19 protein-coding genes are annotated in these 24243 nt (G+C 57.4%); 6 read left to right on the top strand and 13 right to left on the bottom strand.

Annotated elements, in window-relative coordinates; translation table 11 throughout:
* Window positions 1–251: 251 nt before the first annotated feature.
* The 5 genes from ACJ8J5_RS10125 (at window position 252) to ACJ8J5_RS10105 (ending at window position 7892) form a co-directional block, all read left to right on the top strand.
* Window positions 252–1952 carry a GGDEF domain-containing protein gene (locus tag ACJ8J5_RS10125; RefSeq protein ID WP_414104599.1) on the top strand — a complete coding sequence of 567 codons (1701 nt, stop codon included), beginning with the start codon at window positions 252–254 and terminating at the stop codon, window positions 1950–1952.
* 255 nt (window positions 1953–2207) lie between these two features.
* Window positions 2208–3413 carry a nicotinate phosphoribosyltransferase gene (gene pncB, locus ACJ8J5_RS10120; protein ID WP_025302293.1) on the top strand — a complete coding sequence of 402 codons (1206 nt, stop codon included), beginning with the start codon at window positions 2208–2210 and terminating at the stop codon, window positions 3411–3413.
* A gap of 213 nt (window positions 3414–3626) precedes the next feature.
* On the top strand, window positions 3627–5027 hold the full coding sequence (asnS, locus tag ACJ8J5_RS10115; RefSeq protein ID WP_004928205.1) for an asparagine--tRNA ligase: 1401 nt from the start codon (window positions 3627–3629) through the stop codon (window positions 5025–5027).
* A 301-nt stretch (window positions 5028–5328) separates the two neighbouring features.
* Window positions 5329–6456, top strand: a complete 1128-nt coding sequence (gene ompC, locus ACJ8J5_RS10110) for a porin OmpC (protein ID WP_281041561.1) — start codon at window positions 5329–5331, stop codon at window positions 6454–6456.
* Between the two features lie 245 nt (window positions 6457–6701).
* Window positions 6702–7892 (top strand): amino acid aminotransferase, encoded by a 1191-nt coding sequence (locus ACJ8J5_RS10105; RefSeq protein ID WP_049204255.1) that lies wholly within the window; start codon window positions 6702–6704, stop codon window positions 7890–7892.
* A 77-nt stretch (window positions 7893–7969) separates the two neighbouring features.
* On the opposite strand, the gene ACJ8J5_RS10100 is transcribed toward ACJ8J5_RS10105, so the two are convergent.
* The 7 genes from ACJ8J5_RS10100 to cmoM all read right to left on the bottom strand — a co-directional run bounded on the left by ACJ8J5_RS10100 (window position 7970) and on the right by cmoM (window position 18697).
* The gene (locus ACJ8J5_RS10100; RefSeq protein ID WP_414104598.1) at window positions 7970–8617 is read right to left on the bottom strand and encodes an MBL fold metallo-hydrolase; all 648 of its coding nucleotides are present in this window, start codon (window positions 8615–8617) and stop codon (window positions 7970–7972) included.
* Between the two features lie 64 nt (window positions 8618–8681).
* Window positions 8682–9230: a YcbK family protein gene (locus tag ACJ8J5_RS10095; protein WP_025302289.1), complete on the bottom strand. Its 549-nt coding sequence runs from the start codon at window positions 9228–9230 to the stop codon at window positions 8682–8684.
* Between the two features lie 180 nt (window positions 9231–9410).
* Window positions 9411–11219, bottom strand: a complete 1809-nt coding sequence (gene ldtD / locus ACJ8J5_RS10090; protein WP_025302288.1) for a L,D-transpeptidase — start codon at window positions 11217–11219, stop codon at window positions 9411–9413.
* A gap of 219 nt (window positions 11220–11438) precedes the next feature.
* Window positions 11439–15887, bottom strand: coding sequence for a chromosome partition protein MukB (gene mukB / locus ACJ8J5_RS10085; RefSeq protein WP_197835898.1), 4449 nt, complete (start codon window positions 15885–15887; stop codon window positions 11439–11441).
* Window positions 15884–16612, bottom strand: a complete 729-nt coding sequence (gene mukE / locus ACJ8J5_RS10080) for a chromosome partition protein MukE (RefSeq protein WP_004928226.1) — start codon at window positions 16610–16612, stop codon at window positions 15884–15886. Before mukE ends, mukB begins: the two co-directional genes overlap by 4 nt.
* The gene (gene mukF / locus ACJ8J5_RS10075; RefSeq protein ID WP_004928228.1) at window positions 16593–17915 is read right to left on the bottom strand and encodes a chromosome partition protein MukF; all 1323 of its coding nucleotides are present in this window, start codon (window positions 17913–17915) and stop codon (window positions 16593–16595) included. The genes mukE and mukF overlap by 20 nt, the downstream gene beginning before the upstream one ends.
* The gene (gene cmoM, locus ACJ8J5_RS10070; protein ID WP_025302286.1) at window positions 17912–18697 is read right to left on the bottom strand and encodes a tRNA uridine 5-oxyacetic acid(34) methyltransferase CmoM; all 786 of its coding nucleotides are present in this window, start codon (window positions 18695–18697) and stop codon (window positions 17912–17914) included. Before cmoM ends, mukF begins: the two co-directional genes overlap by 4 nt.
* Window positions 18698–18848: 151 nt before the next feature.
* On the opposite strand from cmoM, the gene elyC reads away from it, so the two are divergent.
* On the top strand, window positions 18849–19622 hold the full coding sequence (gene elyC / locus ACJ8J5_RS10065; protein WP_089180742.1) for an envelope biogenesis factor ElyC: 774 nt from the start codon (window positions 18849–18851) through the stop codon (window positions 19620–19622).
* Between the two features lie 7 nt (window positions 19623–19629).
* Here elyC and ACJ8J5_RS10060 read toward each other — a convergent pair whose 3' ends face one another.
* The 6 genes from ACJ8J5_RS10060 to cspE all read right to left on the bottom strand — a co-directional run bounded on the left by ACJ8J5_RS10060 (window position 19630) and on the right by cspE (window position 23894).
* On the bottom strand, window positions 19630–20526 hold the full coding sequence (locus tag ACJ8J5_RS10060; protein ID WP_197815249.1) for a YcbJ family phosphotransferase: 897 nt from the start codon (window positions 20524–20526) through the stop codon (window positions 19630–19632).
* 149 nt (window positions 20527–20675) lie between these two features.
* Window positions 20676–21425 carry a 3-deoxy-manno-octulosonate cytidylyltransferase gene (gene kdsB / locus ACJ8J5_RS10055; protein WP_025302283.1) on the bottom strand — a complete coding sequence of 250 codons (750 nt, stop codon included), beginning with the start codon at window positions 21423–21425 and terminating at the stop codon, window positions 20676–20678.
* Window positions 21422–21604 (bottom strand): Trm112 family protein, encoded by a 183-nt coding sequence (locus ACJ8J5_RS10050; RefSeq protein ID WP_004928237.1) that lies wholly within the window; start codon window positions 21602–21604, stop codon window positions 21422–21424. The genes kdsB and ACJ8J5_RS10050 overlap by 4 nt, the downstream gene beginning before the upstream one ends.
* A gap of 296 nt (window positions 21605–21900) precedes the next feature.
* The gene (locus ACJ8J5_RS10045; protein ID WP_049204253.1) at window positions 21901–23127 is read right to left on the bottom strand and encodes a winged helix-turn-helix domain-containing protein; all 1227 of its coding nucleotides are present in this window, start codon (window positions 23125–23127) and stop codon (window positions 21901–21903) included.
* A 113-nt stretch (window positions 23128–23240) separates the two neighbouring features.
* The gene (locus ACJ8J5_RS10040) at window positions 23241–23462 is read right to left on the bottom strand and encodes a cold-shock protein (protein ID WP_004928241.1); all 222 of its coding nucleotides are present in this window, start codon (window positions 23460–23462) and stop codon (window positions 23241–23243) included.
* 222 nt (window positions 23463–23684) lie between these two features.
* Window positions 23685–23894 (bottom strand): transcription antiterminator/RNA stability regulator CspE, encoded by a 210-nt coding sequence (gene cspE, locus ACJ8J5_RS10035; RefSeq protein ID WP_004928244.1) that lies wholly within the window; start codon window positions 23892–23894, stop codon window positions 23685–23687.
* Window positions 23895–24243: the final 349 nt, after the last annotated feature.

Raw genomic sequence — 24243 nt, 5'->3', positions numbered from 1 at the left:
CGGCGGGCCTGAATTGTGAATAAACTGTATCACAGCTGGCCGAAAAGCCCAGAGCCGCCGGGCGACCACGATAGAGAAATCAGAGGCAAATCATAAATCGTCCGTCTGGCGGCAGCGCGGGTGACCAATGGCCAAATAAAAATCAGCATTTAATGCTAAAAAACCACCATCGGGGGGCGCCGGCATAGTTGAGGCGGCTCAGGCGGCATGGTGGTATAATTGCGGCATCAGGCCCAGGGATGACTCGCACTATGAAAATCAAATACGCAATCTATTTTTTTACCCTGTGCCTGATGACCTCCTTCTCTCTGTTCATCGTCGATGAGCTGCTTGAAGCCCATACCGATTACCGCGACAACCAACTCAACCTGTACAAAATTGATCGCGCCAAAGAAATCTCCGAAGCCTTCCAGGCGGCGCTGCAGGCTCACCGTCTCAAACGATTGAGCCTGATCGATCCTCAGATCACCCGCGCGCAATGTTTGTCCGCCGATCGGGTGGCGCGCGAGAGAATCACCCGGATCCGCGAACATCTGGACGATGAGGTCGCCAGACAGCTCGGGGTTCGGCAAAAAATTGCCGCGCTGTCGATGATCGGCCTGATGGAACAGTTGCTGGATAATGACAACCTGCAGCTTTCGCAGATCAATAACACCAACGCTAATCTGTTCAACATCAACAGCGCCTATTACATCTCGCAAACCAGCAAGAGCTATTACCGTTATACCTACGATACCCGGATGGTGGATACCGACTCCTTTATGTTTCTCGAGGCCATCCGTCTCAATAACCGGCTGAATATGTCACTGACGGAATTGAGCGATCAGATTATCGACGTCAATGTAAGCCCGCTGGTTCGCAAAGACGCCTATCTGAAGTCCATTCAACTGACCGGCGTGCTGAACGCCCTGAGCACCCGATTGATCTTCATGAAGATCAACTACGACGATGGACAAATCACCGACATCGTCAATGCGTTGCTCGCCCAGGTGTCCGCTGAACGCCTTCAACAGATTACCGATGGGCTGTACACCGCTATCGATACCCACAAGCCCTATCCCACAGCGCTTATCTCGCGCTATGTCGACGATGTGAGCGGGCTTTCGCAGGCGCTGTATCAGCGCAGCTTCGAATTGGAAACCCTCGCCTCGCGCCACAAGATTTATGACAGCCAGACGACCATTTACGGCATGATCGCACTTGCCGGCCTGGTGGTATTGCTGTTCATTTTGCCGGCGCTGGTGTTCTGCACCAGCATCAACCGTTGGCTGACCAAGACCCACAACAATATCGTACGGCTGTCGCGCGGTGAGATGAATATCGATCGCAACGACGCCTTCTACAGCCAGGAACTGATCGCCATCAGCGACGCCATTCAGCAGCTCAGGCAATACCAGTTGGACAAGGTCTCGCTGGAGAGCGAGAAACAACTGCTGATTAAAGAGCTCGAGGCCTCTTCCTTCCTCGATCCGCTCACCAATATCTACAACCGTCGTAAATTCTTCCTTGAATCTCAGCTGCTGGGCGACGGCAGCTACCCGCAGGCCTTTTGCCTGATCGATATCGACAACTTCAAACAGCTCAACGACAGCTACGGCCACGACGTGGGCGACCGGGCGCTGGTGGCATTCGGACACCTGCTGCAACGCGCGTTCCGTGCCAGCGACATTTTCTGCCGCTACGGCGGCGAAGAGTTTGCGGTGCTGCTGGGTAACTGTTCGTTGGACAACGCGCGGGACATCATGGAGCAATTGCGCGCCCGCACTCATCGCCTGACGCTACACCTGGCCGACGGACGGCAAGTGCATTTCACCACCAGCTGCGGCATCGCGCCGGTCAACGCGTTCACCGCACTGCAGGCGGCGATCAAACAGGCGGACGAAGCGCTCTATTTTTGCAAAAAGAGCGGCAAGGATCGGGTCAGCGTGCATACCGAAGCCGGCTTTATCTGATTCGCTGTTTAAAATAATTAACATTATAATTTTTATGACTAATTAGGGTAAGTCATTCACCTTACAGGCATATCTGGCTTTTTTTTCTCCCCGTCGCCGCCAGGCCGTCATAAAGGCACGTTTAATCCTCGACCCGCTTTGGTGATTTATGGTGTGATGCAGCTTCAATAACAGGATAATCCGGGTATACTCCACCCCCACTTTTATGATTATCCGGATTTGGACACGCGCCTGACGAGGATGCTGTAACGCGCTATGACTCAATACGCTTCCCCGATTTTGACATCACTGCTTGATACCGATGCTTATAAGCTTCATATGCAGCAAGCAGTGTTCCATCGCTATCCCGCGATCAGCGTGGCGGCGGAATTCCGCTGCCGCGGCGACGAACTGTTGGGCGAATATGCCGACGAGATCCGCGCGCAGGTGGCGCTGATGAGCCGGCTGGCGCTGACCGACGCCGAATTCGCTTATCTTTCGGGTCTGCCCTTCTTCCGTCAGGATTACCTGAACTGGCTGCGCACGTTCCGCTACGATCCGCAGCAGGTCACCATCGACAACCGCGACGGAAAACTGCACATCCGCATCGCCGGCCCCTGGCGTGAAGTGATCATGTGGGAAGTGCCGTTGCTGGCGGTGATCAGTGAAGTGGTGCACCGCCGGCGCTCGCCGCTGGCGACGCCGGAACAGGCGGTGGCGCATCTGCAAACCAAGCTGGCGCAGTTCAAGGCGCTGGCGGGCGATCTCGACCTTTCGCGCTTCAAGCTGATGGACTTCGGTACCCGTCGCCGTTTCTCTCAGGGCGTGCAGCAGGCCATCGTCAGCACCTTGCAGGCCGAATTCCCGTACCTGTCGGGCACCAGCAATTACGATCTGGCTCATCAGCTCGGCCTGGCGCCGGTCGGCACGCAGGCGCATGAATGGTTCCAGGCGCATCAGCAGATAAGCCCGGTGCTGGCCAACAGCCAGCGCGCCGCATTGCAGGCCTGGCTGGATGAATACCCGGATCAGCTCGGCATCGCGCTCACCGACTGCATTACCATGGATGCCTTCCTGCGCGACTTCGGCCCGCAGTTCGCCGAGCGTTATCAGGGTCTGCGCCACGATTCGGGCGATCCCGTCGAGTGGGGTGAAAAAGCCATTGCCCACTACGAAAAACTGGGCATCGATCCGATGAGCAAAACGCTGGTGTTCTCGGACAACCTGGATCTGGAAAAAGCGCTGGCGCTCTATCGCCACTTCTATCAGCGCATCAATCTCAGCTTCGGTATAGGCACGCGCCTGACCTGCGATATTCCGGGCGTTAAGCCATTGAATATCGTGATCAAGCTGGTCGAATGCAAAGGCAAGCCGGTGGCTAAACTCTCCGACAGCCCCGGCAAGACCATCTGCCAGGACCAGGCTTTCGTCAGGGCCCTGCGCAAAGCCTTCGATCTGCCGCTGGTGAAGAAAGCCAGCTGAACCGCCTCTATATAGAAAGAAAGCCGGCCTGGTTCACGCGCCGGCTTTTTTGTTTTTATCCCGACCGCCCTCTTTTCAGTCAGCCGCAATAAATGTTGCGCCAATCCGATGATTTCTGCTTGTGCTCTGCACCGCGGCAAGTAACATAGCCATTACCCCCATATTCTTGGGTTGTAAGCTATTTCTAAACCAAATTATTAAAGAGAGAAATCTATGAGCGTAGTGCCTGTAGTCGACGTACTGCAAGGTCGTGCTGCGGTTGACAGTGAAGTCACCGTACGCGGCTGGGTACGTACCCGGAGAGATTCAAAAGCTGGTATCTCCTTCCTGGCCGTCTATGACGGTTCCTGCTTTGATCCGTTACAGGCCGTCGTTAATAATTCTCTGCCGAATTATCAGGATGAAGTGCTGCATCTGACTACCGGTTGTTCGGTTGAAGTCACCGGCAAAGTCGTCGCTTCACCGGGCGAAGGCCAGAGCTTCGAACTGCAGGCTACCGCGATCAAAGTGGTCGGCTGGGTCGACGATCCGGACACTTACCCGATGGCGGCCAAACGTCACAGCATCGAATACCTGCGCGAAGTGGCTCACCTGCGCCCGCGTACCAACCTGATCGGCGCCGTGGCGCGCGTGCGTCATACGCTGGCGCAGGCGATTCACCGCTTCTTCCATGAAAATGGCTATTTCTGGGTGTCCACCCCGCTGATCACCGCCTCCGATACCGAAGGCGCCGGCGAGATGTTCCGCGTGTCCACGCTGGACCTGGAAAACCTGCCGCGCACCGACAAGGGCGCCGTCGACTTCAGCGAAGACTTCTTCGGTAAGGAAGCCTTCCTTACCGTTTCCGGCCAGCTGAACGGCGAAACCTACGCTTGCGCGCTGTCGAAGGTTTACACCTTCGGCCCAACCTTCCGCGCCGAAAACTCCAACACCAGCCGCCACCTGGCGGAATTCTGGATGATCGAGCCGGAAGTGGCCTTCGCGACGCTGGACGACGTTGCCGGCCTGGCCGAAAGCATGCTGAAGTATGTGTTCCAGGCGGTGCTGGATGAACGCGCCGACGATCTGAAATTCTTCGCCGAGCGCGTGGATAAAGACGCTATCGCTCGTCTGGAGCGTTTCGTTTCTTCCGATTTCGCCCAGGTGGACTACACCGACGCCATTGAGATCCTGCTGGCCTCGGGCCAAACCTTCGAAAACCCGGTTTCCTGGGGTATCGATCTCTCTTCCGAACATGAACGTTACCTGGCGGAGAAACACTTCCAAGCGCCGGTGGTGGTGAAAAACTACCCGAAAGACATCAAAGCGTTCTATATGCGCATGAACGAAGACGGCAAAACCGTTGCGGCCATGGACGTGCTGGCACCGGGCATCGGCGAAATCATCGGCGGCTCGCAGCGTGAAGAACGCCTCGACGTGCTCGATCAGCGTCTGGAAGAGATGGGTCTGAATAAAGAAGACTACTGGTGGTATCGCGATCTGCGCCGCTACGGCACCGTGCCGCATTCCGGTTTCGGCCTGGGCTTTGAACGTTTAATCGCCTATGTCACCGGCGTGCAAAACGTGCGCGATGTGATTCCATTCCCACGCACGCCACGTAACGCAAGCTTCTAATTTATACGATCACTCGTTTTTTAAACGATTTCGTTACAAAACAAAGGCCAGCCTCGCTGGCCTTTCGCATTTTTTAATATTGACGCACGTCACAAAGTTCCCGAAAAATTACATTTGGTTACACATACTTTCCTTTTGCAACCTGATTGGGACATTGGTATCATTTTCGTCCTAGATTAACCCGCCTGTGAATGGAACACTGCGTTCAGACACAGGACGACACCAATCTATCAACAATAGTTCCCAAAGAATTATTGGCGGCAGTGGCAAAGGTGTCCGAATAACACCAATGAGGGTAATAATGATGAAGCGCAACATTCTTGCAGTGGTTATCCCGGCTCTGTTGGCTGCTGGTGCAGCAAACGCAGCTGAAATCTACAACAAAGACGGCAACAAGCTGGATCTGTACGGCAAAGTTGACGGTCTGCACTACTTCTCCGACAACAAAGGTGATGACGGCGATCAGACCTATGTTCGTTTCGGCTTCAAAGGTGAAACTCAGATTACTGACCAGCTGACCGGTTACGGCCAGTGGGAATACAACGTCCAGGCTAACCACTCCGAATCTCAGGGCACCGAAGGCACCAAAACCCGTCTGGGCTTCGCCGGTCTGAAATTCGCTGACTACGGCTCCTTCGACTACGGCCGTAACTACGGCGTACTGTACGACGTGGAAGGCTGGACCGATATGCTGCCAGAGTTCGGTGGCGATACCTACACCTACACCGACAACTTCATGACCGGCCGTACCAACGGCGTTGCGACCTATCGTAACAACAACTTCTTCGGTCTGGTTGACGGTCTGAACTTCGCTCTGCAATACCAGGGCAAAAACCAGAACGACGGTCGTAACGTCAAGAAACAAAACGGCGACGGCTGGGGTATCTCCTCTACTTATGACATCGGCGAAGGCGTAAGCTTCGGCGCTGCATACGCTTCCTCCAACCGTACCGACGATCAGAAACTGCGTTCCAACGAGCGTGGCGACAAGGCTGATGCATGGACCGTGGGTGCGAAATACGACGCCAACAACGTTTATCTGGCGGCGATGTACGCAGAAACCCGTAACATGACCCCGTTCGGCGGCGGTAACTTCGGTCCAGGCTGTGCAGCTACCGATGACAAGTGCGGTGGCTTCGCGAGCAAAACTCAGAACTTCGAAGTGACTGCTCAGTACCAGTTCGACTTCGGTCTGCGTCCAGAAGTGTCTTACCTGCAGTCTAAAGGTAAAAACCTGAACGTCCCAGGCGTAGGTTCTGACCAGGATCTGGTTAAATATGTTTCTGTTGGTACCACTTACTACTTCAACAAAAACATGTCCACCTACGTTGATTACAAAATCAACCTGCTGGATGACAACGAGTTCACCAAAGCAACCGGCACCGCTACCGACGATATCGTAGCTGTTGGTCTGGTGTACCAGTTCTAAGTTGTCTCGCTTAACGGCGGTTTACCGTCGGCTAAGTTAAAAAAACAGGGCTTCGGCCCTGTTTTTATTTGTGTCTTCCGGTAACGTTTTATCCTGCAGATTTCCCCTTCCCCATCATTTTTTCTGTCGAATCCTTCCCGTTCACAAGATCGCGGTGTTTTTATCGCAAACGGTTGGCAAAGCCGATAACTGGCGCTACCCTGATGCTTCTGTCTGCTTAACTCCGAGATTTGGAAGCACCTGACATGTTTGAAAAAATCACCGCCGCACCCGCCGACCCGATCCTGGGCCTGACCGACATTTTCCGCGCCGACGCCCGCCCGAATAAAATCAATTTAGGGATTGGCGTTTATAAAGACGAAACCGGTAAAACCCCGGTGTTAACCAGCGTAAAGAAAGCTGAACAGTATCTGCTGGAAAATGAGACCACCAAAAACTATCTCGGCATTGAAGGCATCCCGGCGTTTGCCAGCTGCACGCAAGTGCTGTTGTTCGGTAAAGAGAGCCCGATCGTCGCCGATCGTCGCGCGCGCACCGCACAGACGCCAGGCGGCACCGGTGGCCTGCGCGTGGCGGCAGACTTTATCGCCAACCAGACCAGCGCCAAGCGCATCTGGATCAGCAACCCAAGCTGGCCGAACCACAAGAACGTCTTTAGCGCCGTGGGCCTGGAAGTCCTGGAGTATGCCTACTACGACGCCGCCAACCACGCATTGGATTTCGACGGCCTGCTGAACAGCCTGAAACAGGCCCAGGCCGGTGATGTGGTGCTGTTTCACGGCTGCTGCCATAACCCGACCGGTATCGATCCAACGGCGGAACAGTGGGCACAGCTGGCTGAGCTTTCCGTGGCCAATGGCTGGCTGCCTCTGTTCGACTTCGCCTACCAGGGCTTCGCCAAAGGTCTGGAAGAGGATGCGCAGGGCCTGCGTATTTTCGCCGCCAAACATCAAGAGCTGATTGTCGCCAGCTCCTACTCAAAAAACTTCGGTCTGTACAATGAGCGCGTCGGCGCTTGCACCATTGTAGCTGCCGATGCCGAAACCGCCGATCGCGCCTTCAGCCAGGTAAAAGCGGCTATTCGCGCCAACTACTCCAACCCGCCGTCACACGGCGCCGCCGTTGTCGCCACCATTTTGGGTAACGATGCGCTGCGCGCGATGTGGGAGCAGGAGCTGACCGACATGCGCCAGCGCATTCACCGCATGCGTCAGCTGTTCGTGAACACCCTGCAGGAAAAAGGCGCCCAACAGGACTTCAGCTTCATCATCCAGCAGAATGGCATGTTCTCCTTCAGCGGTCTGACCAAAGAACAGGTGCTGCGTCTGCGCGAAGAGTTTGGCGTCTACGCCGTGAACTCAGGCCGGGTGAACGTGGCCGGCATGACGCCGGACAACATGGCACCGCTGTGTGAAGCCATCGTCGCCGTGCTCTAAATGCATCGACACAGGTCATAAATCATAAAAAAAGGGCGCTCTATGCGCCCTTGATTATTTCTGCCGGGAAATAATCGCTACCACACTGCCGGCTCTTCGCGCAGGAACGGGTTGGTCTGGCGCTCGTGGCCAAAGGTCGACATCGGGCCGTGGCCAGGAATAAAGCGCATATCGTCGCCCAATGGCAGCAGCTTGGTGCGAATAGAGGCGATCAGCGCCTGATGGTCTCCACGCGGGAAGTCGCTGCGCCCTACGCCACCGTTAAACAGCACGTCGCCCACCAGCGCCAAACGCGCTTGCTCATTGATAAAGACGATGTGGCCCGGCGTATGCCCGGGGCAGTGCAGCACCTTGAGCGTCATTTCGCCCACCTGCATGTCATCACCTTCTGACAGCCAGCGAGTCGGCGTCAGCGGCGCACACTCTTCCAGCCCGAACATCCGGCTCTGCGCCGGCAAACCATCCAGCCAAAAAGCGTCTTCTTTATCCGGGCCGTAAATCGGCACCTGATAATGGTCCGCCAGCTCCGCCGCCGCACCAACATGATCCAAATGGCCGTGGGTCAGCAAGATCTGAGTGATCATCACCCCCTGCTGCGCGACTTCCGCTTTGATTTTTTCCGCTTCACCGCCAGGATCGACCAACGCCGCTTGCTGCGTGTTTTCACACCAAATCAGGCTGCAGTTCTGGCTAAAAGCGGTAACGGGAATAAGATGGTATTTCATAAGGCTCCAACGACAATAACGCCGCTTCCGCAAGGGGCGGCGTTATTCACTGACGGCACAGCGGTTACCAGGTCCGAACCGGGCCGGTATCGATGTGTACGAAGTTGCTACGTGGGTAATATCCTACACCACCGGCGCGCATTTTTAACGCCGCTTTACGGATATTACTCAATTGGATACCTTCGATATGGAAATCCATCGCCTGGCCCTTGGTGTGGTAGCTGTGCTTGGCCACGCCGCGGCTGTGTGCGCGCAATTCGTTGTTGGTATCTACGGAACGGTATCCGGAGATCAGCTGCACCGGCTTGCTGGTGCCCAGCAGCCCCTGCAGACGATAAAGGTGATCAAACAAGCGGGGATCGATCGATTTAACCTTGTTGGCGCGATAATCGCGGAACAGATGATTTAACCGCACCAACTCTTCTTTATTGTAACCTTTGCCGTCAAAGAACTCGGCTTTAATAGATTCACCGGTATTCAGGTTATTCAGCACTAAAATACGCGGTCGAGCGGTGGAAAGACTGGCAAACGCCTGCCCTGGAAGCAGCGCTATGCCCATAGCAGCGCCACCTAGCGCCAGCCATTTACGGCGGTGATGATCAATTTTGTCCATGACTCTGTTAAACCCGGCAAGAATGTCAAAATAAATGCACAAAGCAGCGCACTGTCCGAACCATAACCGCCTGCGTATGCTGAGTCAACCCGCGATACGCCTAGGTTTACAGGCCCCCGGCTACGGGGGCCTGCGGTATAGCCAAACATTCTGACCGTTATTTATTTATAATTACTGCATTTACTGCATTAATTTTTTGGCCTGAGCCAAAATTTGTGCGCCCGATCGCACCGTATTATCATAATTGTAAATATCTGTACGGAATTGCGGTTGGCCGTCATCCGAAACCCAGGCGGTCAGATAATACAGTTTTACGGGAATACGCTGGCGAATATTCACATAAGTGGTATTCCCCTCTTTCAGCGTGGAAGACACGCGGCTGTTGTTCCAGCCGGCGTCCTGCAGCAGCATATTCGCCAAATCGGACGCCTTATTCACCCTCACGCAGCCGGAGCTGAGCGCGCGGATGTCTTTCTGGAACAGGCTGTGGTTCGGAGTATCATGCAGGTAGATAGCGTCCGAACTCGGCATATTGAACTTGAAACGCCCCAGCGAGTTGGTCGCTCCCGGCGCCTGACGGACGCGATACGGGAAGTTACGCGCAGAGACCATGCTCCAGTCGATCATAGACGGGTTGATCACTTCTGCATCGTTGCTCCAGCCCGACAGCACGGTGTAGCCGTGTTTCTGGAAATAGTTACCGTCGCGCATCGCCTTCGGCACGATATCCTCACGCACTAGCGTGGTCGGCACGTTCCAAGGCGGGTTGACCACCACGTTGTTCAACGCGCTGCTCATCAGCGGCGTCTTGCGGCTCGGCCGCCCGACGATAACGCGGGAGGACAACACTTCGTTGCCGTTCTGATAGTAGGTCAGCGAGTAATTGGGAATGTTCACCATAATGCCAGTGCCGACATGCCCCGGTAAAATTCGCAGACGTTGGATATTCAACGCCAACAGCGCGGCACGGGTTTTCGGTGACACGTTGAGCCACTCGCGAGTGCGCACGCCGATCACGCCGTCCGCCGTCAGCCCCTGCCATTTCTGGAAGCGCTTGACGCCCTCCGCCAGCTCGTCGGTATAGAGATTGTCGCTCACCACGCTGCCGATCTGCGGCGGCGTCTGTTCCGCGGTCAGCTCCGTCACCGGCGCCGCCGATGGGCTGACCGTCACGCGGCTTTTCTCTTCGTCTACCGTCAGCCCGCCGTCGTCGGGCTCATTGCTCTTCGCCGAGACCACCGCCGGTTCCGCTTCCGCTTCCGGCGCCGAGGTGGCCAGCATACCGGTGCGCGTCAGGATCTCACGCAGCGCCGGGATATCATTGCTCATTTGGCCTGGGCGCAGGCTCGGGCCACTGCCCACCTGGGGCCAAGGGCGATTGTCCGCCAGCAAGTCGCGCAGCGCCTGATGCATCTTGGCGTATTGCGGATGTTGCGGCGCGAGCGAATTCACGTAGCTCAGGGTACGCGCCTGGCGCACCGCCAGCTGCCACTGATTAATCACTGCGGTGGGCGGCAAGCCAAGCTTGTAGGGAATATTGCTGTACAGCCAGTTGTTGCCGTTGGCGCCGATCGCGGACACGAACTGCAAATAGCCCAGCATCGCATCGGACAACACCACATCGCGGCCCACTTCATTGAGCGCCGGATCGGTCAACATCTTCACCCACTGGGTGAACTGCGGCTGCACGCCGGACATCGCCAGCTCGGCCAGCTGCTGCTGAAACTGCTGAACGGCTTCGCGATCCTGCCACATCGGCTGCATATGGTTCGCCGCATACAGCGGCGCCAGCGTGGACAGGTAGTGCAAATCCATGCCGCGCGGCAACGCGGCCAGCAGTTCAGAACGGCTCTGCGCAACGGACATGCCTGCTGATGCCACTGGTAACGCCGCTACGGTGGCCGATGCGGAAAACGACGACACAAGACTACAGGCGATAGCGCCACTCAGCGCCAAACGTCGTAGAGAGTTTCCCTTTTTAAGCAACATCCCTTGCCCCCTGTATGCTCACAAAAAAACGTCAAAAACTGCATATAGTTTCAGTATACAAACAGAAAGGCCGTTTCGCCCTGCGGGCGTCGAATTACTGTTTATCTGATTAAACTAACCGCTTTTCAACGGATAAAAAAGCAGGACTATCATCCACGCGTACAAAAAAATAGCCACCCTACGGCGGCTATTTTCGGATTTTTAGGGCGTTTTTCTACCTTACTGCGTTTCAACCGACGCAGTGCCCAGCGCCGGCGGCTCGCCGGCAAAACCGCGCAACCCCACCACGTGCACATGCTCGTGGTTCTGGAACACCTTACGCACCAGTTTATAGGTGGTGCCCTTCTCTGGACTGATGTTTTCCGGCGCCGCGATGATGAGCTGCATCTCCAAACGGTCGCACAGTTCGAACAGCGTGGCGATCGACTTGGCATCCAGACGCGCCGCTTCATCGAGGAACAGCAGGCGACACGGCGAGATGTCTTTGCCGCGCAGACGGCGGGACTCTTCTTCCCAGCTCTGTACCACCATCACCAGAATTGACATCCCAGTACCGATGGCTTCACCGGTGGACAACGCGCCGCTTTCCGCACGCAGCCAGCCGTCGGAGCCACGGTACACTTCCACTTCCATCTCCAGATAGTTGCGGTAGTCCAGCAACTCTTCGCCGATGGTCTGTGGCGTGCGCTGCCCCATGTCGATCTGCGGATTCAGGCGCTGGTAAAGCTTGGCCAACGCTTCGGAGAAGGTCAGGCGGTTACTGTTAAACAGATCCTGATGTTGTTCCTGTTGCTCAGAGAGCACGTCCAACAGGGTGGCGTGCGCTTCTCGCACATTGACGTTCAGGCGCACGCTCTTCACCTGGCCGAAGGAAACGGCCTGCAGCCCCTGGTTCAGCATGCGAATACGGTTCTGTTCGCGCTGAATGGTTTTGCGAATGATGTTGGCCACGCTTTTCGAACTGATCGCCAGCTTCTGCTCGCGCGCGGTCAGCTCTTCGGTTAGACGGCCCAGCTCGATCTCCATCTGCTCGATGGCCTCGACCGGATCGTCGGTGCGAATGATGTCCTGACGGATACGCTCGCGCAGGTGTTGGTACACCGCGATATAGAACTGAATCTTGCGCTCCGGCCGCTTCGGATCTTCCGACAGGCGCAGCACGTCTCGCAGGTGTTCGTTGTCCGCCACGGCCAGACGCAGCGCACCGAGCGCCTTATCCGACATCGAACGCAGCTCGTCGCCATCCATATACGCCAGCTCGCGGCGATGCAGGCGGCGTTCCACGCCATTGTCTTTCACCAGACGCATCACCGCGCACCAGCCCGCCTTGGCGGTCACCACCTGCTCGCGCAGCTGATGATAGTCGCGTTCCAGCTTGCGCAGTTTCTTCTGCAGGCCATCCATTTCGGCTTCGCAGAAGGTCAGCTGTTTCTCCAACTGATTGCGACGAGCACGGTTGTTGCTCAACGCCGTATGCAGCTCGTCGCGGCGCTGGCGCGCACGCGCTTCGGCGTTGGCGTCGGCCTGCACGCCGATATCTACCAGCTCCTGGCTCAGCTCTTTCAGCATGTCGCGCTTGGCGTCATACGAACTTTTCAGCGAGGCCAGCACCTGGCTGTACTGGGTGAACTGGGTTTGATACTGACGCAGCTGTTCACGGGCACGGGCGCGTTCGGCTTCCGCCTGCTCCAGGCGCTGACGCAGCTTGTCGTTGAGATCGTTGTTGGCATTCTGCATGCCGGCGGAGTCGGTATAGCTGAAATGCGCGCGGCGCTGCACCACTTCCGTCAGCGCGAACGCCTGCTGTTTGGCCTGGCGCTGCACGCTTTGCGCCTGCGCGTAGTCCTGCTGCAGCTGTTCATGCTGCTGCGGATCGCTCTGCAGCACCGACAGCAGCGGCTCCAGCTTGGTCAGCGACACGCCGTGCTGCTGAATATGACGCGCGGCGTCCTGCGCCTCTTCCAGCTCTTCGCGGATCTCGTCGACGCGATCCTGCAGCGTTTCATCGTTCAGCAACGATACCAGCGGCATCAGGCGGTTGAGCGCGGAAATGCCCTCTTTGGCCTGATCGTACTGCTGACGCTGCTGCTGGTTCTGCGCTTCGTGATTGTTCAGCGCGCGTTCGATTTCGCCACGGCGGGCGCTCAAACCGCGGATCTCCGCTTCCGGATCGGCGTCGAACGCCACCGCCAGATGGGTGCCGATAAAGCGGCTGAAGGCCTGGTGTGAACGCTGGGTTTTCTGCACGTCGAACGACAACGTGGCGTAACGCTCCGCCAGCGTTTCACGCTCGGCATGCAGCACTTCCAGACGGTTTTCGCGCGCCGCGCGGCCGAACAACGGCACTTCCGGATAACGAGAATAACGCCACTGGCGATCGGCGATCTTCACCACCACCGCTTTGTCCTGCTCTTCGACGGCGAACACGCTGTCATCGAACGACTGCGGATCCCCTTCGATCAGGTAAAGATCTTCCGGGCAATCTTCCAGCCCTTCCAGCATTTCGCGCACCAGCGACAGATCCGGCACCACGATGGCGTGGCGCGAAGGGCCGTACAGCGCCGAGAAGTAAGGCGCGTCGTCGATGGTGACATCATCGTAAATTTCCGACAGCAGCACGCCGCCGAAACGTTCGGCCAGCGTGACCAGGCGTTGATCTTCCGCGCCGCCCGGCTGGCTGAGACGTTCGATCTGCGCTTCCACTTCACGTTTGCGGGCCGCCACTTCGTCGCGCTCGACGGTGGTTTCCCGCTCGCGCTCCAGCAGCTGCTGCATGTATTCGGTCACCTGCTGGCTGTTTTCCAGCGGCTCTCCGCTCTGATCGCTGAGCTGGCCCAGGGCGTCCTGCGCCGCCAGCCACACCGGGGCACGCGCCGTCAGCTCACGGATGCGCTGCTGGATCTGCTCCTGTTCCTGGCGCATCTCCATACGGCGTTCACCGGCTTCGCTGACGTTCTGCGACAGCGCTTCCAGGCGCTCTTCAAGCTCCTGTTGCAGCATGTCGAGATCGTCCGGCTGGTACTCTTGGCCATGGCGTTTGCAAAATTCGTTCAGCAGGCGTTCGGCGTCCTGCTGCGAGCGCAGGCGCTGTTCCAGTTCGCTCAGGCGCAAACGCAGCGGCTGAACGCGCTCGGCGAGGTGTTGCTGCGAAGGCCAGTCGCGCAGCAATTCGCGCGCGCACTGCCAGGCTTCGCTGCGGCTGACCTGGCCGGCAATTTTACCCACCAGCTGATAGGCCTGTTCGAACTGGCCGTGTGCGGCGTCGGCCACGCTCAGCTTCTGTTCCAGCATCAGCAACGCTTCGGTCGCTTCCTGCTCGCGGGCCTGGAAGGTGTCCAGCCACTGTTCTGCGTTGTCGGCGGTCAGGTCCGGCAGTTGGCACAGCGCGCGCGCGCGCTCCAATGCCTGCAGCGCCTGTTGGTACTGAATGGCGCGGGTCTGCTGCACGTCGAGCGCCTGCTGGTAGTCGGCCAACTGGCTCTTCAGTTCGTCCACTTCCAGCTCGGCCGCTTCGGCGCGCGCCTCGTTTTCGGCCTGCTGCTCGCTCGCCTCGGCCACCACTTCGTTCTGCTCTTCCAGACGGTAGGTCAGCTCTTCCAGATCGGCTTCATAGCGTTCGATCTTCTCCTGCTGACGCATCGCCGTCTGCACCAGATTCAGGTGGTCGCTGGCGGCCTGGTAATCGGTTTCCAGATCGGATTCGGCGCCGCTCTGTTCGCTCAGCTCGCGCGCCATTTCCACATGGCGATACTGTTCGGCGGCCAGCTGCTTGCGGCTGCCCAACAGATCGCTGCGCAGCGCCAGCGCGCCGTCCAGATGGATGCGGCGTTCGTTGGCGTGGCGCATATAGTCCGCCGCCACATAGGAGGTGGCCTCGGAGATCAAATGCTTGAACAGGTCGCGATCCGACTGGGTGACGCGGATCGCTTCCAGCGTCATGCGGTTTTCGCGCAGCGCCGCTTCCATGTCCTGGAACGCCTTGCGCACGCCGCTGTTTTCCGGCAGCAGGTAATCGCGCAGCGAGCGGGTGATGGCGCTGGAGATACCACCGTACAGCGACGCTTCAATCAGACGGTAGAATTTGCTGCGATCGGCGGACGAACGCAGGCGTTTCGGGATCACGCCCAGATCGAACATCAGCGAGTGGTAATCGGTGATGGAGTTGAACTGCTTGAACTGCACGCCCTCCATCTCTTCCACGCGCTCTTTCAGCTCTTGCAGCGACAGCACGCGCGCCTGGCGATCGCCCACGGTCTGGGTCAGCAGTTCGGTCGGCTGTACCGCGGTCGGCAGGCCCTGGATGGTGAAAGGTTTGATGTCGACCTTACGATCGCGCCCTGCCACCTGCTGCAGGCGCACACCGACCACCACGCGCTGGTGGCGCGAGTTGACGACGTCGAGGGTGGAGTAACACACGCCGGCACGCAGCTTGCCGTGCAAGCCTTTGTCGCGCGAACCGCTGGTGGCGCCCGCTTCGGTGGTGTTACGGAAGTGCAGCAGCGTCAGGTCGGGGATCAGTGCGGTGACGAAGGCCGCCATGGTGGTGGACTTCCCCGCCCCGTTACCGCCGGACAGCGTGGTCACCAGCTCATCCAGATCAAAGGTACGGGCGAAGAAACCGTTCCAGTTAACCAGCGTCAGCGAGCGAAATTTACCGCGTTCAATCATTCCTGTTCATCCTCTGCACCGTCAGGAGCGTTATCAACCTGCTGATCCTCAGCGTCATTCTCATCGTTCAGCGACAGGCTGGTTTCAACCGGCATCGCCTCGCCGTCGCGAATCATGCGCAGCTGCGCTTCACGCGGATCGTCGCCGCTGCGCACGTCGGCGCCGAAGCGGAACACCGCCTCGGTAATGCGGAACTTGCTGCTGTCATTGCCCATGAAATAGACCATGCCGAGGCGGCGCAGGCGGTTCAGCGAGGTGCGCACCTTCTCGTGCAGCTTCTGCCGATCGAGATCCGAACCGGTGGAGCGCTGGTTGACGAACTTCAGCAGCTTGTTCTCATCCGCCAGGCTCAGCAGCTCGTCGTACAGCTCCTGATGGCTGAAAATGCCTTCGTGCGCCAGGCGCTCGGGGCTGAGATACAGGTAGCACAAGATCTTGCCGACCATCATATCCAGCTCGGACAGCACCGAACGCGGGATCAGCGTGGTGGAGCGCGGGCGCAAATAGAAGAAACCTTCCGGCGCCCGAATCAGCTCGACGCTGTAACGGTTGTAAAATTCTTCCAGCTCATCCTGGAAATCCATTAAAAAGGCGTGGTTGTCCAACTCATCGATACCGATGTGACGACCCGCGCGCAGTTGGCTATCCAGCGCCGGGAACAGCGAGTTGGACAACGCTTTGGCCAGCTTGACTGGCATTACTTGTTCAATATTTGTCGATGACATGGGCCTGGACCTTGGCTCCGTAATCATTGATTGCCTGCCATTCCGCCGGCAACCCTGAGAAATCTGCTTCAGCCACACCGAGGCGCACTGCCTGGTCGACCACTAAACGTGCCACGTCGAAATGACGCGCACGCGGGTATTGCGCCAGGTAATCGCGCATCACCGCTGCAAGATTGAGCGGCATCTGCTGTTCCTGGTACACCTTCAGCGCCTCTTCGATCATCGCCGCCAGCTGTTCGCGAATTTCGCTGAACTCTTCGAACTCCAGATCCGGCGGCAGTTCCCCGGTCACTTCCTCGCTGCGCAGCGCCAGTTCTTCGTCGCGCATGTCCAGCAGACGATCGGCATTGGCATGGGTCAGCGCCCACGGGTGGTCGAAATAGGTTTGCACCGACTGGCGCAAGCGTTGGGCGAACACGCGGTTTTTATCCATATCGATAGCGGTACGGATAAATTTATGTACGTGGCGATCGTAACCGATCCACAGGTCGATCGCCTGCTGACCCCAGCTGATGATGCGATCCAGCTTGCTCTGCAGATCGAACACCAGCTTGTCGACGAAGCCGAGCTCCACGTTGCCGAGGGTTGCGTCCTGGATGCGCAGCAGATTGGCCTGCAGCTTGTCGCCCGCCGCATCCAGCGTATCCTGCAGTTCGCGCAGGGTGCCCGAGGTTTCCGACAGCAGCATTTCGCAGCTGGAGATCGCCGCCCGCCAGTCTTTGCTCAGCAGCGCCGCGATGTCGTTTTTCACGCTCTGCTGCTGCTCGTCCATCACACGTTGCGTCATGTCGATGCTGTCGAAGATTTCCGCCACCGAATATTTCAATGGCGCGAACACGTTGCGATGCCAATGGAAATCGTCGCCGCCCTCGTCGGCGGCATCGGCGGCGCGTTTGAGTTCCTGCGCCACGATCGACAGCTGCATCGACAGACGCAGCGTGGAGAATTCGCGTTGGCGAATATAGTAATCGGTAATGCCGATACCCAGCGGCGTCAGGCGGTAAATCGCGTTGCCGTCCGCCAGTTCGCTGGTAAAGCGGTTCAACAGGCGCTGGCGCACCATGTCGTTGATCGCATTGTTGGCGCGCATCGCCACCGTTTCATGCGTCTGTTCAAAACCCTTGCTGACATGGCGAAATGCATCAACCAGCTCACCTTCGCTCATCTCGCCGTCCAGCCGTTCGCCATTCAGGGTGGCGATAGCGAGCAGAAATGCGAGACGCTCCGTAGGGAGCGAAATAGAGAAATCATTTTTCCGTGCCCAGGCGACCAGTTCGGGTACTGTCTGGGAAAATTCACTCATAGTTCGTCCTTCAGGTTTGGTTTATGCGCCATGACGTGAATATAGCGCCCCAAACTCACGTACGGCTCCTGCCGGCAATAGTGCTGTTCAAGCGCCAGTAACTCTTCAAATTTTTGTGTTTGCAGCTGTCTGCTCTGCAGGTAGTCGTGAAACACCCGCACGCCGGTTTTGCCGCTGATGCGCATGCCCAGCTGTTCCAGCCAGCCGTAGACCAATAGCGGATCGTGCGGATATTGTGGCGACAGCGAACGCTTGCGGCGCCGTCTGACTTCGGGATCCACCAGTTGGAAGTTACCCAACACCACGTTACGCATCAAGAGACCGTTAGCGTTGAAGAACATCAGCGACAGCGCGCCACCCGGCGTCAGACAGTCGCACAATGCCTGCAGTGCCGCTTCGGGTTCTGCGATCCATTCAAGCACTGCATGAAACAATATCAGATCAACCGGCTGTTCCAAATGTTGAGCGATATCCTGCGCAGAACTTTGTACGAATTGCATGTTCTGGCTCACACCTTTCTGCTCCGCCAGCTGCGCGGCGCGCTGGATCATCTCACCAGAAAGATCGCACAACAACACCTGATGTCCTAATTCTGCCAGTTGGCAGGCCATATGGCCTTCCCCGCCCCCGGCGTCAAGGATGCGCAGCGGCCGCTGCGGCAACTGCGCCAGCAGCCCGGTCAGATCCTGCCAAACCACCGCCTGGCGGATTTTTCCTTTCGTGGTGCCGTAAATATTACGCGCAAATTTTTCAGCAATATCGTCAAAATTGCGATCCTGCATGGACAACGGCTCCGCTGATCTCATTCTTGCGGCGGCAAAGCGCACGCCCATTCAAACCTGCTATTTTGGCACAGACTGGCTTAGAATGTATCTTCTTGCGGCCTGTTTATGCCTGGATGCCGCTTTTTCACCCAAAAGGATCTGATTTTCGATGCTGTTCAACCTGAAAAAGTTCTTTGGCGCCCTGCTGATGCCGCTACCGCTGTTGATGCTGCTGATGGGGCTGGCGCTGTTACTGCTGTGGTTCACCCGTTGGCAAAAAAGCGGTAAGACGATTTTCACGCTGAGCTGGCTGTTTTTACTGCTTTTCAGCCTGCAACCGGTGGCCGACCGACTGCTGCGGCCGATCGAAGCCGAATACCAGACTTATCACGGCAACGATCCGGTCAGCTACATCGTGGTGTTGGGCGGGGGCTATACCTACAATCCCGACTGGGCACCTAGCTCGAACCTGCTCGGCAACAGTCTGCCGCGCGTGACGGAAGGCGTGCGGCTCTACCTTGCGCATCCCGGCGCCAGGATGGTGTTTACCGGCGCGTCCGCCGGACGCATGCAAAGCAACGCCGCCACGGCGGCGCTGGTAGCCGAAAGCCTGGGCGTGCCGCGCAGCGATATGGTGATTTTGAGGGAACCGCGCGATACCGAGGAAGAAGCCGCTCAGGTCGCCAAGTTGGTCGGCGAGCAACCGTTCATTCTGGTGACCTCCGCCAACCATCTGCCGCGTGCCATGCGTTTCTTCAAGGCTAAAGGCCTGCACCCGATCCCAGCACCGGCCAACCAGTTGGCGATCGACTCGCCGCTGAATATCTGGGATCGCGCCACACCGTCGTCGATGTTCCTCGGCCATACCGAACGTGCCTGGTATGAAACGCTGGGCAGCCTGTGGCAGTGGCTGAAAGGCGCGGATAGCGCCGGCGCCGAGTAAAACCCGTTCAACCGGCCAGCCAGGGCAGCAGCTGTTGCGACGCATAGTCGAACGGCCGCCGCTCCAGCTTGCCGGTATGGATCAAACGCCCTACCGCTTCCCACACCACGTATAGCCAGCGCCGCGCAAGGAAAGCGTCGGCGACCGGCGCCCGCTGCAGATAGCTGAACAGCAGTTGGCTGGGCATGCCCGGCTCGCAAAGGCGGAAAAGATCGTATTCGCGCGGCGCCCACAGCACCACACCGGGATTGAGCATCGCCAGCAGTTGATCGCTTTTGGGATCTTTCAGCATACTGCGCAGCGACAGGTTGCCGTGCACCAGGACGCAGGGATCGTCGAAGCCGACGAAGAAATGAGTCAGCGCTTCGCGCGTGCGATACAGCAAACGCCGATCCGCCATGGTCAGCTGCGGGGTAGTGAGATTGGCCACCGTCGCCCACAGCACTTCAACCCGCTGTTGATACCAACAAAACCAGTCGTTCTCCTGCGTGCTGTCAACGCTGCCGACGCTGCCGTGACTGTCGATGCGGTGCCAGGCCAATACCCCGTCGACGATCTGCTCCATCAACATGTTCCAGCGATCCGGCGAACGCGTCGGCGCTTCGGCCGACACGCCGCGCAGGCGTTCGATCAGCAGGATTTCCGTATACGGCGCCTGGTGGGTGCACACTACGCCGTACACCGTCGGCAGGCGAATATCCCCGTCGCGCGCCAACATCGACAACTTATACGCCTCCTGTTGGGCAATACCCTGACAGATAAAACTTTTCGCCATCAGCGGGATGGCGTTGCCCTGCCGATCGTACAGCGAATACATATGCGCATAAGGCTGCTCGCTCACCCGCTCCAGCCGGCTGATGGACTCACCCAGCACAATGCTCAGTTCTGCGCGTAACTGCTCCATAAGGCATTCACCTCAGGCTAATATGGGGGATGCGTAACATCATCGAACGGTGAGCGGAAAAATTCTTCAACGCAGATCAACAAAACGGGGATCAATAGGGGAGGTATTACATCGTCGGCGCGTTGCGCGCCGCGCCGACGAAATCAGGCTCAGGGTTGAATGCTGTCGCGCACGCGCTGGAGATCTTCCGGCGTATCGACCCCCACGCTCGGGATCGCTTTCGCGACCGCCACGTGGATTTTTTCACCGTACCACAGCACGCGCAGCTGTTCCAACAGCTCGATCTGTTCCAGTTGGCTCGGCGCCCAGCTGACGTAGCGGCGCACGAAACCGGCACGGTACGCATAGATGCCGATGTGACGCAGCAGGCTGTCGCCGATGCTCTCTTTCGACGCAGCGAAACGTTCGCGATCCCACGGAATGGTGGCGCGTGAGAAATAGAGTGCGTAGCCCTGTGCGTCCATTACGACCTTCACCGCGTTGGGGTTGAAAGCCTCTTCCGCGCTCTCGATCGGCACTGCCAACGTCGCCATGCCGGCCTGGCTGCCCGCCAGATTCTCTGCGACCTGACGCACGATCACCGGTGGGATCAGCGGTTCGTCGCCCTGCACGTTAACGATGATCTGGTCGTCGGCAAAGCCGTAGTGCGCGATCACTTCCGCCAGACGCTCGGTGCCGGAATGGTGATCCGGGCTGGTCATGCACACTTCGCCGCCGGCGGCTTCCACCGCTTTGGCGACCTCAAGGTGATCGGTCGCCACGATGACGCGGCTGGCGCCGGACTCACGGGCACGCTCCATCACGTGCACCACCATCGGCTTACCGTGAATATCGGCCAGCGGTTTGCCCGGCAAACGGGTTGAGGCGTAGCGGGCGGGAATAATAGCGATAAAACTCATGCGTGCTTCTCGTCCAGCGACAGCGCACGCGCTTCATTTTCCAACAGCACCGGGATGCCGTCGCGCAGCGGGTAAGCCAACCCGTCCGCTTTGCACACCAGCTCCTGGTTTTCTTTATTGAAATAGAGTTTGCCGTTGCATACCGGGCAGGCAACGATTTCGAGTAAACGGTGGTCCATGCATCCTCCGCAAGGGGATTGGTCATCTGGGAAAGGCAGTGAGGATAGCATAACGCCCGGCCTCAGGTTAATCATCGGCGGCACCAACCCGCCGATATTTCCTCACCGCGCCGGCGCAACAGCTTGAACTGCGGCGCATCCCGGCGTAGAATTTTGTGATACAAATCACAAAAAGGTAGTAATACGTGATCAAACGTCTGCATAAAATCATCGCTCTGTTCGCTAACTTCAGCCACTGAGCCCCTTTGTAACGAGCGACGCTTAACTTCGTTTTACCCCACCGACGGCGTCGCTCGTTATCCCACTTCCCAGCCGGCACCCCATTCAGCGGCCAACACCGCCGGAATGTCGCCCAGCGCGACGCGTTGTGCACCGTGCCATTTGGCCGTGCGCGCGATGGCCTGTCGGATATCTTGCGTTCTCTGTTTGCCGAAGCGCACCTGCGGTTCCGCATGGAAGCTGATGATCTCGAAGATGCCCTGGCGACGGTGCGCCTTGGCGTCAATCCGCCCCACCAGCTCGCCACGATGCAGCACCGGCAAGGTGAAGTAGCCATAGCGACGTTTTTCTTTCGGCGTGTAACACTCTAGCCGATAGTCAAAGTTGAACAGCTCGAGCGCCCGACGGCGATCCCACACCACCGGATCAAAAGGCGAAAGCAGGCTGGTGACCGTCGATTTGAGTTTGCCCTGCTCCGCCAGCGGCAGCAATTCCGCCAGTGATTCATGCACATAGAATTGTCCTTCCAGCCCCTCTACCTGCACCGGCGTAATCTCGCCCTGTTCCTGCAGCGCTGCCAGCAAGGCTTTTGGCGCCACGCGCTTCAGCCGATAGTAGTCCGCCAACCACTCGGCGCGGAAAATGCCCAGATAGCGGCAGGTGCGGCACAGCATCTGCCGGCGCGCCTGCTCCACAGGCAGCGTATGGCGCGCATCGTCCCAGGCCGGCAGCAGCCTTTCGGTCAGATCGTAAACCCGGTGGAAGTTGCGACGTTCGGCCACCATCAGCTTGCCGGCGGTAAAAAGAATTTCCAGATGACGTTTCTCCGGTTTCCAGTCCCACCACCCGCTGTTGCCCTTCTTCTCGGCGCTGAAATCGGCGGAGCGCACCGGCCCCTGTTGTTCGATGTGCCGCAGCAGGTTGTCCATCGCGGCCTGGTGCTGCTGCACCCAGGCGGCGGAGTATTTCCAGCCCATATCATGCGGCGCCAGCATGCGGTGGCGCAGCAGGCCAAAATCTTCGATCGGCAGGAAACAGGCCTCGTGCGCCCAATACTCGAACAGCTTGCGGCCGGCGAGCGCCTGCTCAAGCCACTCCGGCTGATAGGCTCCCAAACGGCTGAACAGCACCAGATACGGGCTGCGAGCAACGACGCTAATGGTATCGATTTGTAACAACCCCATGCGCTGGATCGCACTCAAGACGTCATCGGGCCGAGCCTGGCGTTTAAGCGGAGAAAGCAGCCCCTGGGCGGCAAGGTGCAGCGCGCGAGCGGCGGTAAGGGAAAGGGTCGGGATGGTCATCCTGATATCCGTGGCGAGTAGGCAATGGCCTGATAATAGTGGATATCGCGGGATTTATCTTCGCCAGTGCTTGCGGGTGGCGACACCGGCACTGGCGAGGAAGGTGGGTGCGATCAGAACGCGATAACGTCTGCCGCGGACAGCCCATGCGAGCTGCGATAGATCGAGAACTCAACGTTCTGACCTTCGTTCAACGACTTATTTTTGGTGTTGGCGATAGCGTTGCGATTGACATAGATTTCGTCGCTGCCATCTACCGGTGAAATAAAACCATAGCCTTCGGCCTGATTAAACCATTTCACACGGCCCATTTTTAACACAGTATTTTTAAACATAACTTATATCCTTTTACTTGAGCATCCTTGACAACGTCATTTTTTATATTGTCTGGACGCTACCAGCCCATCCTAAAGTTTTTCGTAACAAACCTCTCGTGAGCAAAAAATTAAAAAACCCGCACGAAGGCGGGCTTGTTGAACTTAATATCTTCCGCATGATTCAGCGCTGAGGCATCACCATGGTTGTATTAAGATCTCCTATACGCGTTCCCTGTCTTCTTACAGAGCAACTACGTTAGCGGCAGCCGGCCCGCGCGGGCTGTCCTGGATGGTGTACTCGACGCGCTGGCCTTCAGCCAGGGTCTTGAAACCGTCGGTCATAATAGCGGAGAAGTGTACGAATACATCTTTGCCGCCGTCGTGCTGCTCAATGAAACCAAAACCTTTGCTTTCGTTGAACCACTTAACTTGACCCGTCTTCTTAGACATTACTTTTACCTTTAAATATATTTACAAAACCTGCCATAAGAGGCAATTGTGGCCATGTCAGAAACATTACTTATGGGAGGTACTTAGAAGGTTCGTCTTTGAAGCGGAATCGGATGATAACGTTTTTGGAGGAACTGCTTAACTCTAAACTCGAACATAAATAGGTCTGGATTACAGGCCGACTTGCATTTACTCATAAAAATGATGAATGCACAAGAGGTTTATTGCCTTTAATTCATAAATACGCCGAATTTATTTTTATCCCCATGAATATACATGACTTAATTTAACGCTCGCCGCGGCCGATCCACCGCGTTCTTCTCCTCACCGAGGCATCGTTTGCCCGTCC

Origin of the sequence: Serratia sp. CY43202 (assembly GCF_052168755.1) — a bacterium.
Classification (GTDB): Bacteria; Pseudomonadota; Gammaproteobacteria; order Enterobacterales; family Enterobacteriaceae; genus Serratia; species Serratia bockelmannii.
This window is presented reverse-complemented; position numbering and strand designations above follow the sequence as displayed.

Excerpts from the sequence above, each read along its gene's own strand:
- ACJ8J5_RS10125 (WP_414104599.1), top strand. The coding sequence starts at position 252 with ATGAAAATCAAATACGCAATCTATTTTTTTACCCTGTGCCTGATGACC.
- pncB (WP_025302293.1), top strand. The coding sequence starts at position 2,208 with ATGACTCAATACGCTTCCCCGATTTTGACATCACTGCTTGATACCGAT.
- asnS (WP_004928205.1), top strand. The coding sequence starts at position 3,627 with ATGAGCGTAGTGCCTGTAGTCGACGTACTGCAAGGTCGTGCTGCGGTT.
- ompC (WP_281041561.1), top strand. The coding sequence starts at position 5,329 with ATGATGAAGCGCAACATTCTTGCAGTGGTTATCCCGGCTCTGTTGGCT.
- ACJ8J5_RS10105 (WP_049204255.1), top strand. The coding sequence starts at position 6,702 with ATGTTTGAAAAAATCACCGCCGCACCCGCCGACCCGATCCTGGGCCTG.
- ACJ8J5_RS10100 (WP_414104598.1), bottom strand. The coding sequence starts at position 8,617 with ATGAAATACCATCTTATTCCCGTTACCGCTTTTAGCCAGAACTGCAGC.
- ACJ8J5_RS10095 (WP_025302289.1), bottom strand. The coding sequence starts at position 9,230 with ATGGACAAAATTGATCATCACCGCCGTAAATGGCTGGCGCTAGGTGGC.
- ldtD (WP_025302288.1), bottom strand. The coding sequence starts at position 11,219 with ATGTTGCTTAAAAAGGGAAACTCTCTACGACGTTTGGCGCTGAGTGGC.
- mukB (WP_197835898.1), bottom strand. The coding sequence starts at position 15,887 with ATGATTGAACGCGGTAAATTTCGCTCGCTGACGCTGGTTAACTGGAAC.
- mukE (WP_004928226.1), bottom strand. The coding sequence starts at position 16,612 with ATGTCATCGACAAATATTGAACAAGTAATGCCAGTCAAGCTGGCCAAA.
- mukF (WP_004928228.1), bottom strand. The coding sequence starts at position 17,915 with ATGAGTGAATTTTCCCAGACAGTACCCGAACTGGTCGCCTGGGCACGG.
- cmoM (WP_025302286.1), bottom strand. The coding sequence starts at position 18,697 with ATGCAGGATCGCAATTTTGACGATATTGCTGAAAAATTTGCGCGTAAT.
- elyC (WP_089180742.1), top strand. The coding sequence starts at position 18,849 with ATGCTGTTCAACCTGAAAAAGTTCTTTGGCGCCCTGCTGATGCCGCTA.
- ACJ8J5_RS10060 (WP_197815249.1), bottom strand. The coding sequence starts at position 20,526 with ATGGAGCAGTTACGCGCAGAACTGAGCATTGTGCTGGGTGAGTCCATC.
- kdsB (WP_025302283.1), bottom strand. The coding sequence starts at position 21,425 with ATGAGTTTTATCGCTATTATTCCCGCCCGCTACGCCTCAACCCGTTTG.
- ACJ8J5_RS10050 (WP_004928237.1), bottom strand. The coding sequence starts at position 21,604 with ATGGACCACCGTTTACTCGAAATCGTTGCCTGCCCGGTATGCAACGGC.
- ACJ8J5_RS10045 (WP_049204253.1), bottom strand. The coding sequence starts at position 23,127 with ATGACCATCCCGACCCTTTCCCTTACCGCCGCTCGCGCGCTGCACCTT.
- ACJ8J5_RS10040 (WP_004928241.1), bottom strand. The coding sequence starts at position 23,462 with ATGTTTAAAAATACTGTGTTAAAAATGGGCCGTGTGAAATGGTTTAAT.
- cspE (WP_004928244.1), bottom strand. The coding sequence starts at position 23,894 with ATGTCTAAGAAGACGGGTCAAGTTAAGTGGTTCAACGAAAGCAAAGGT.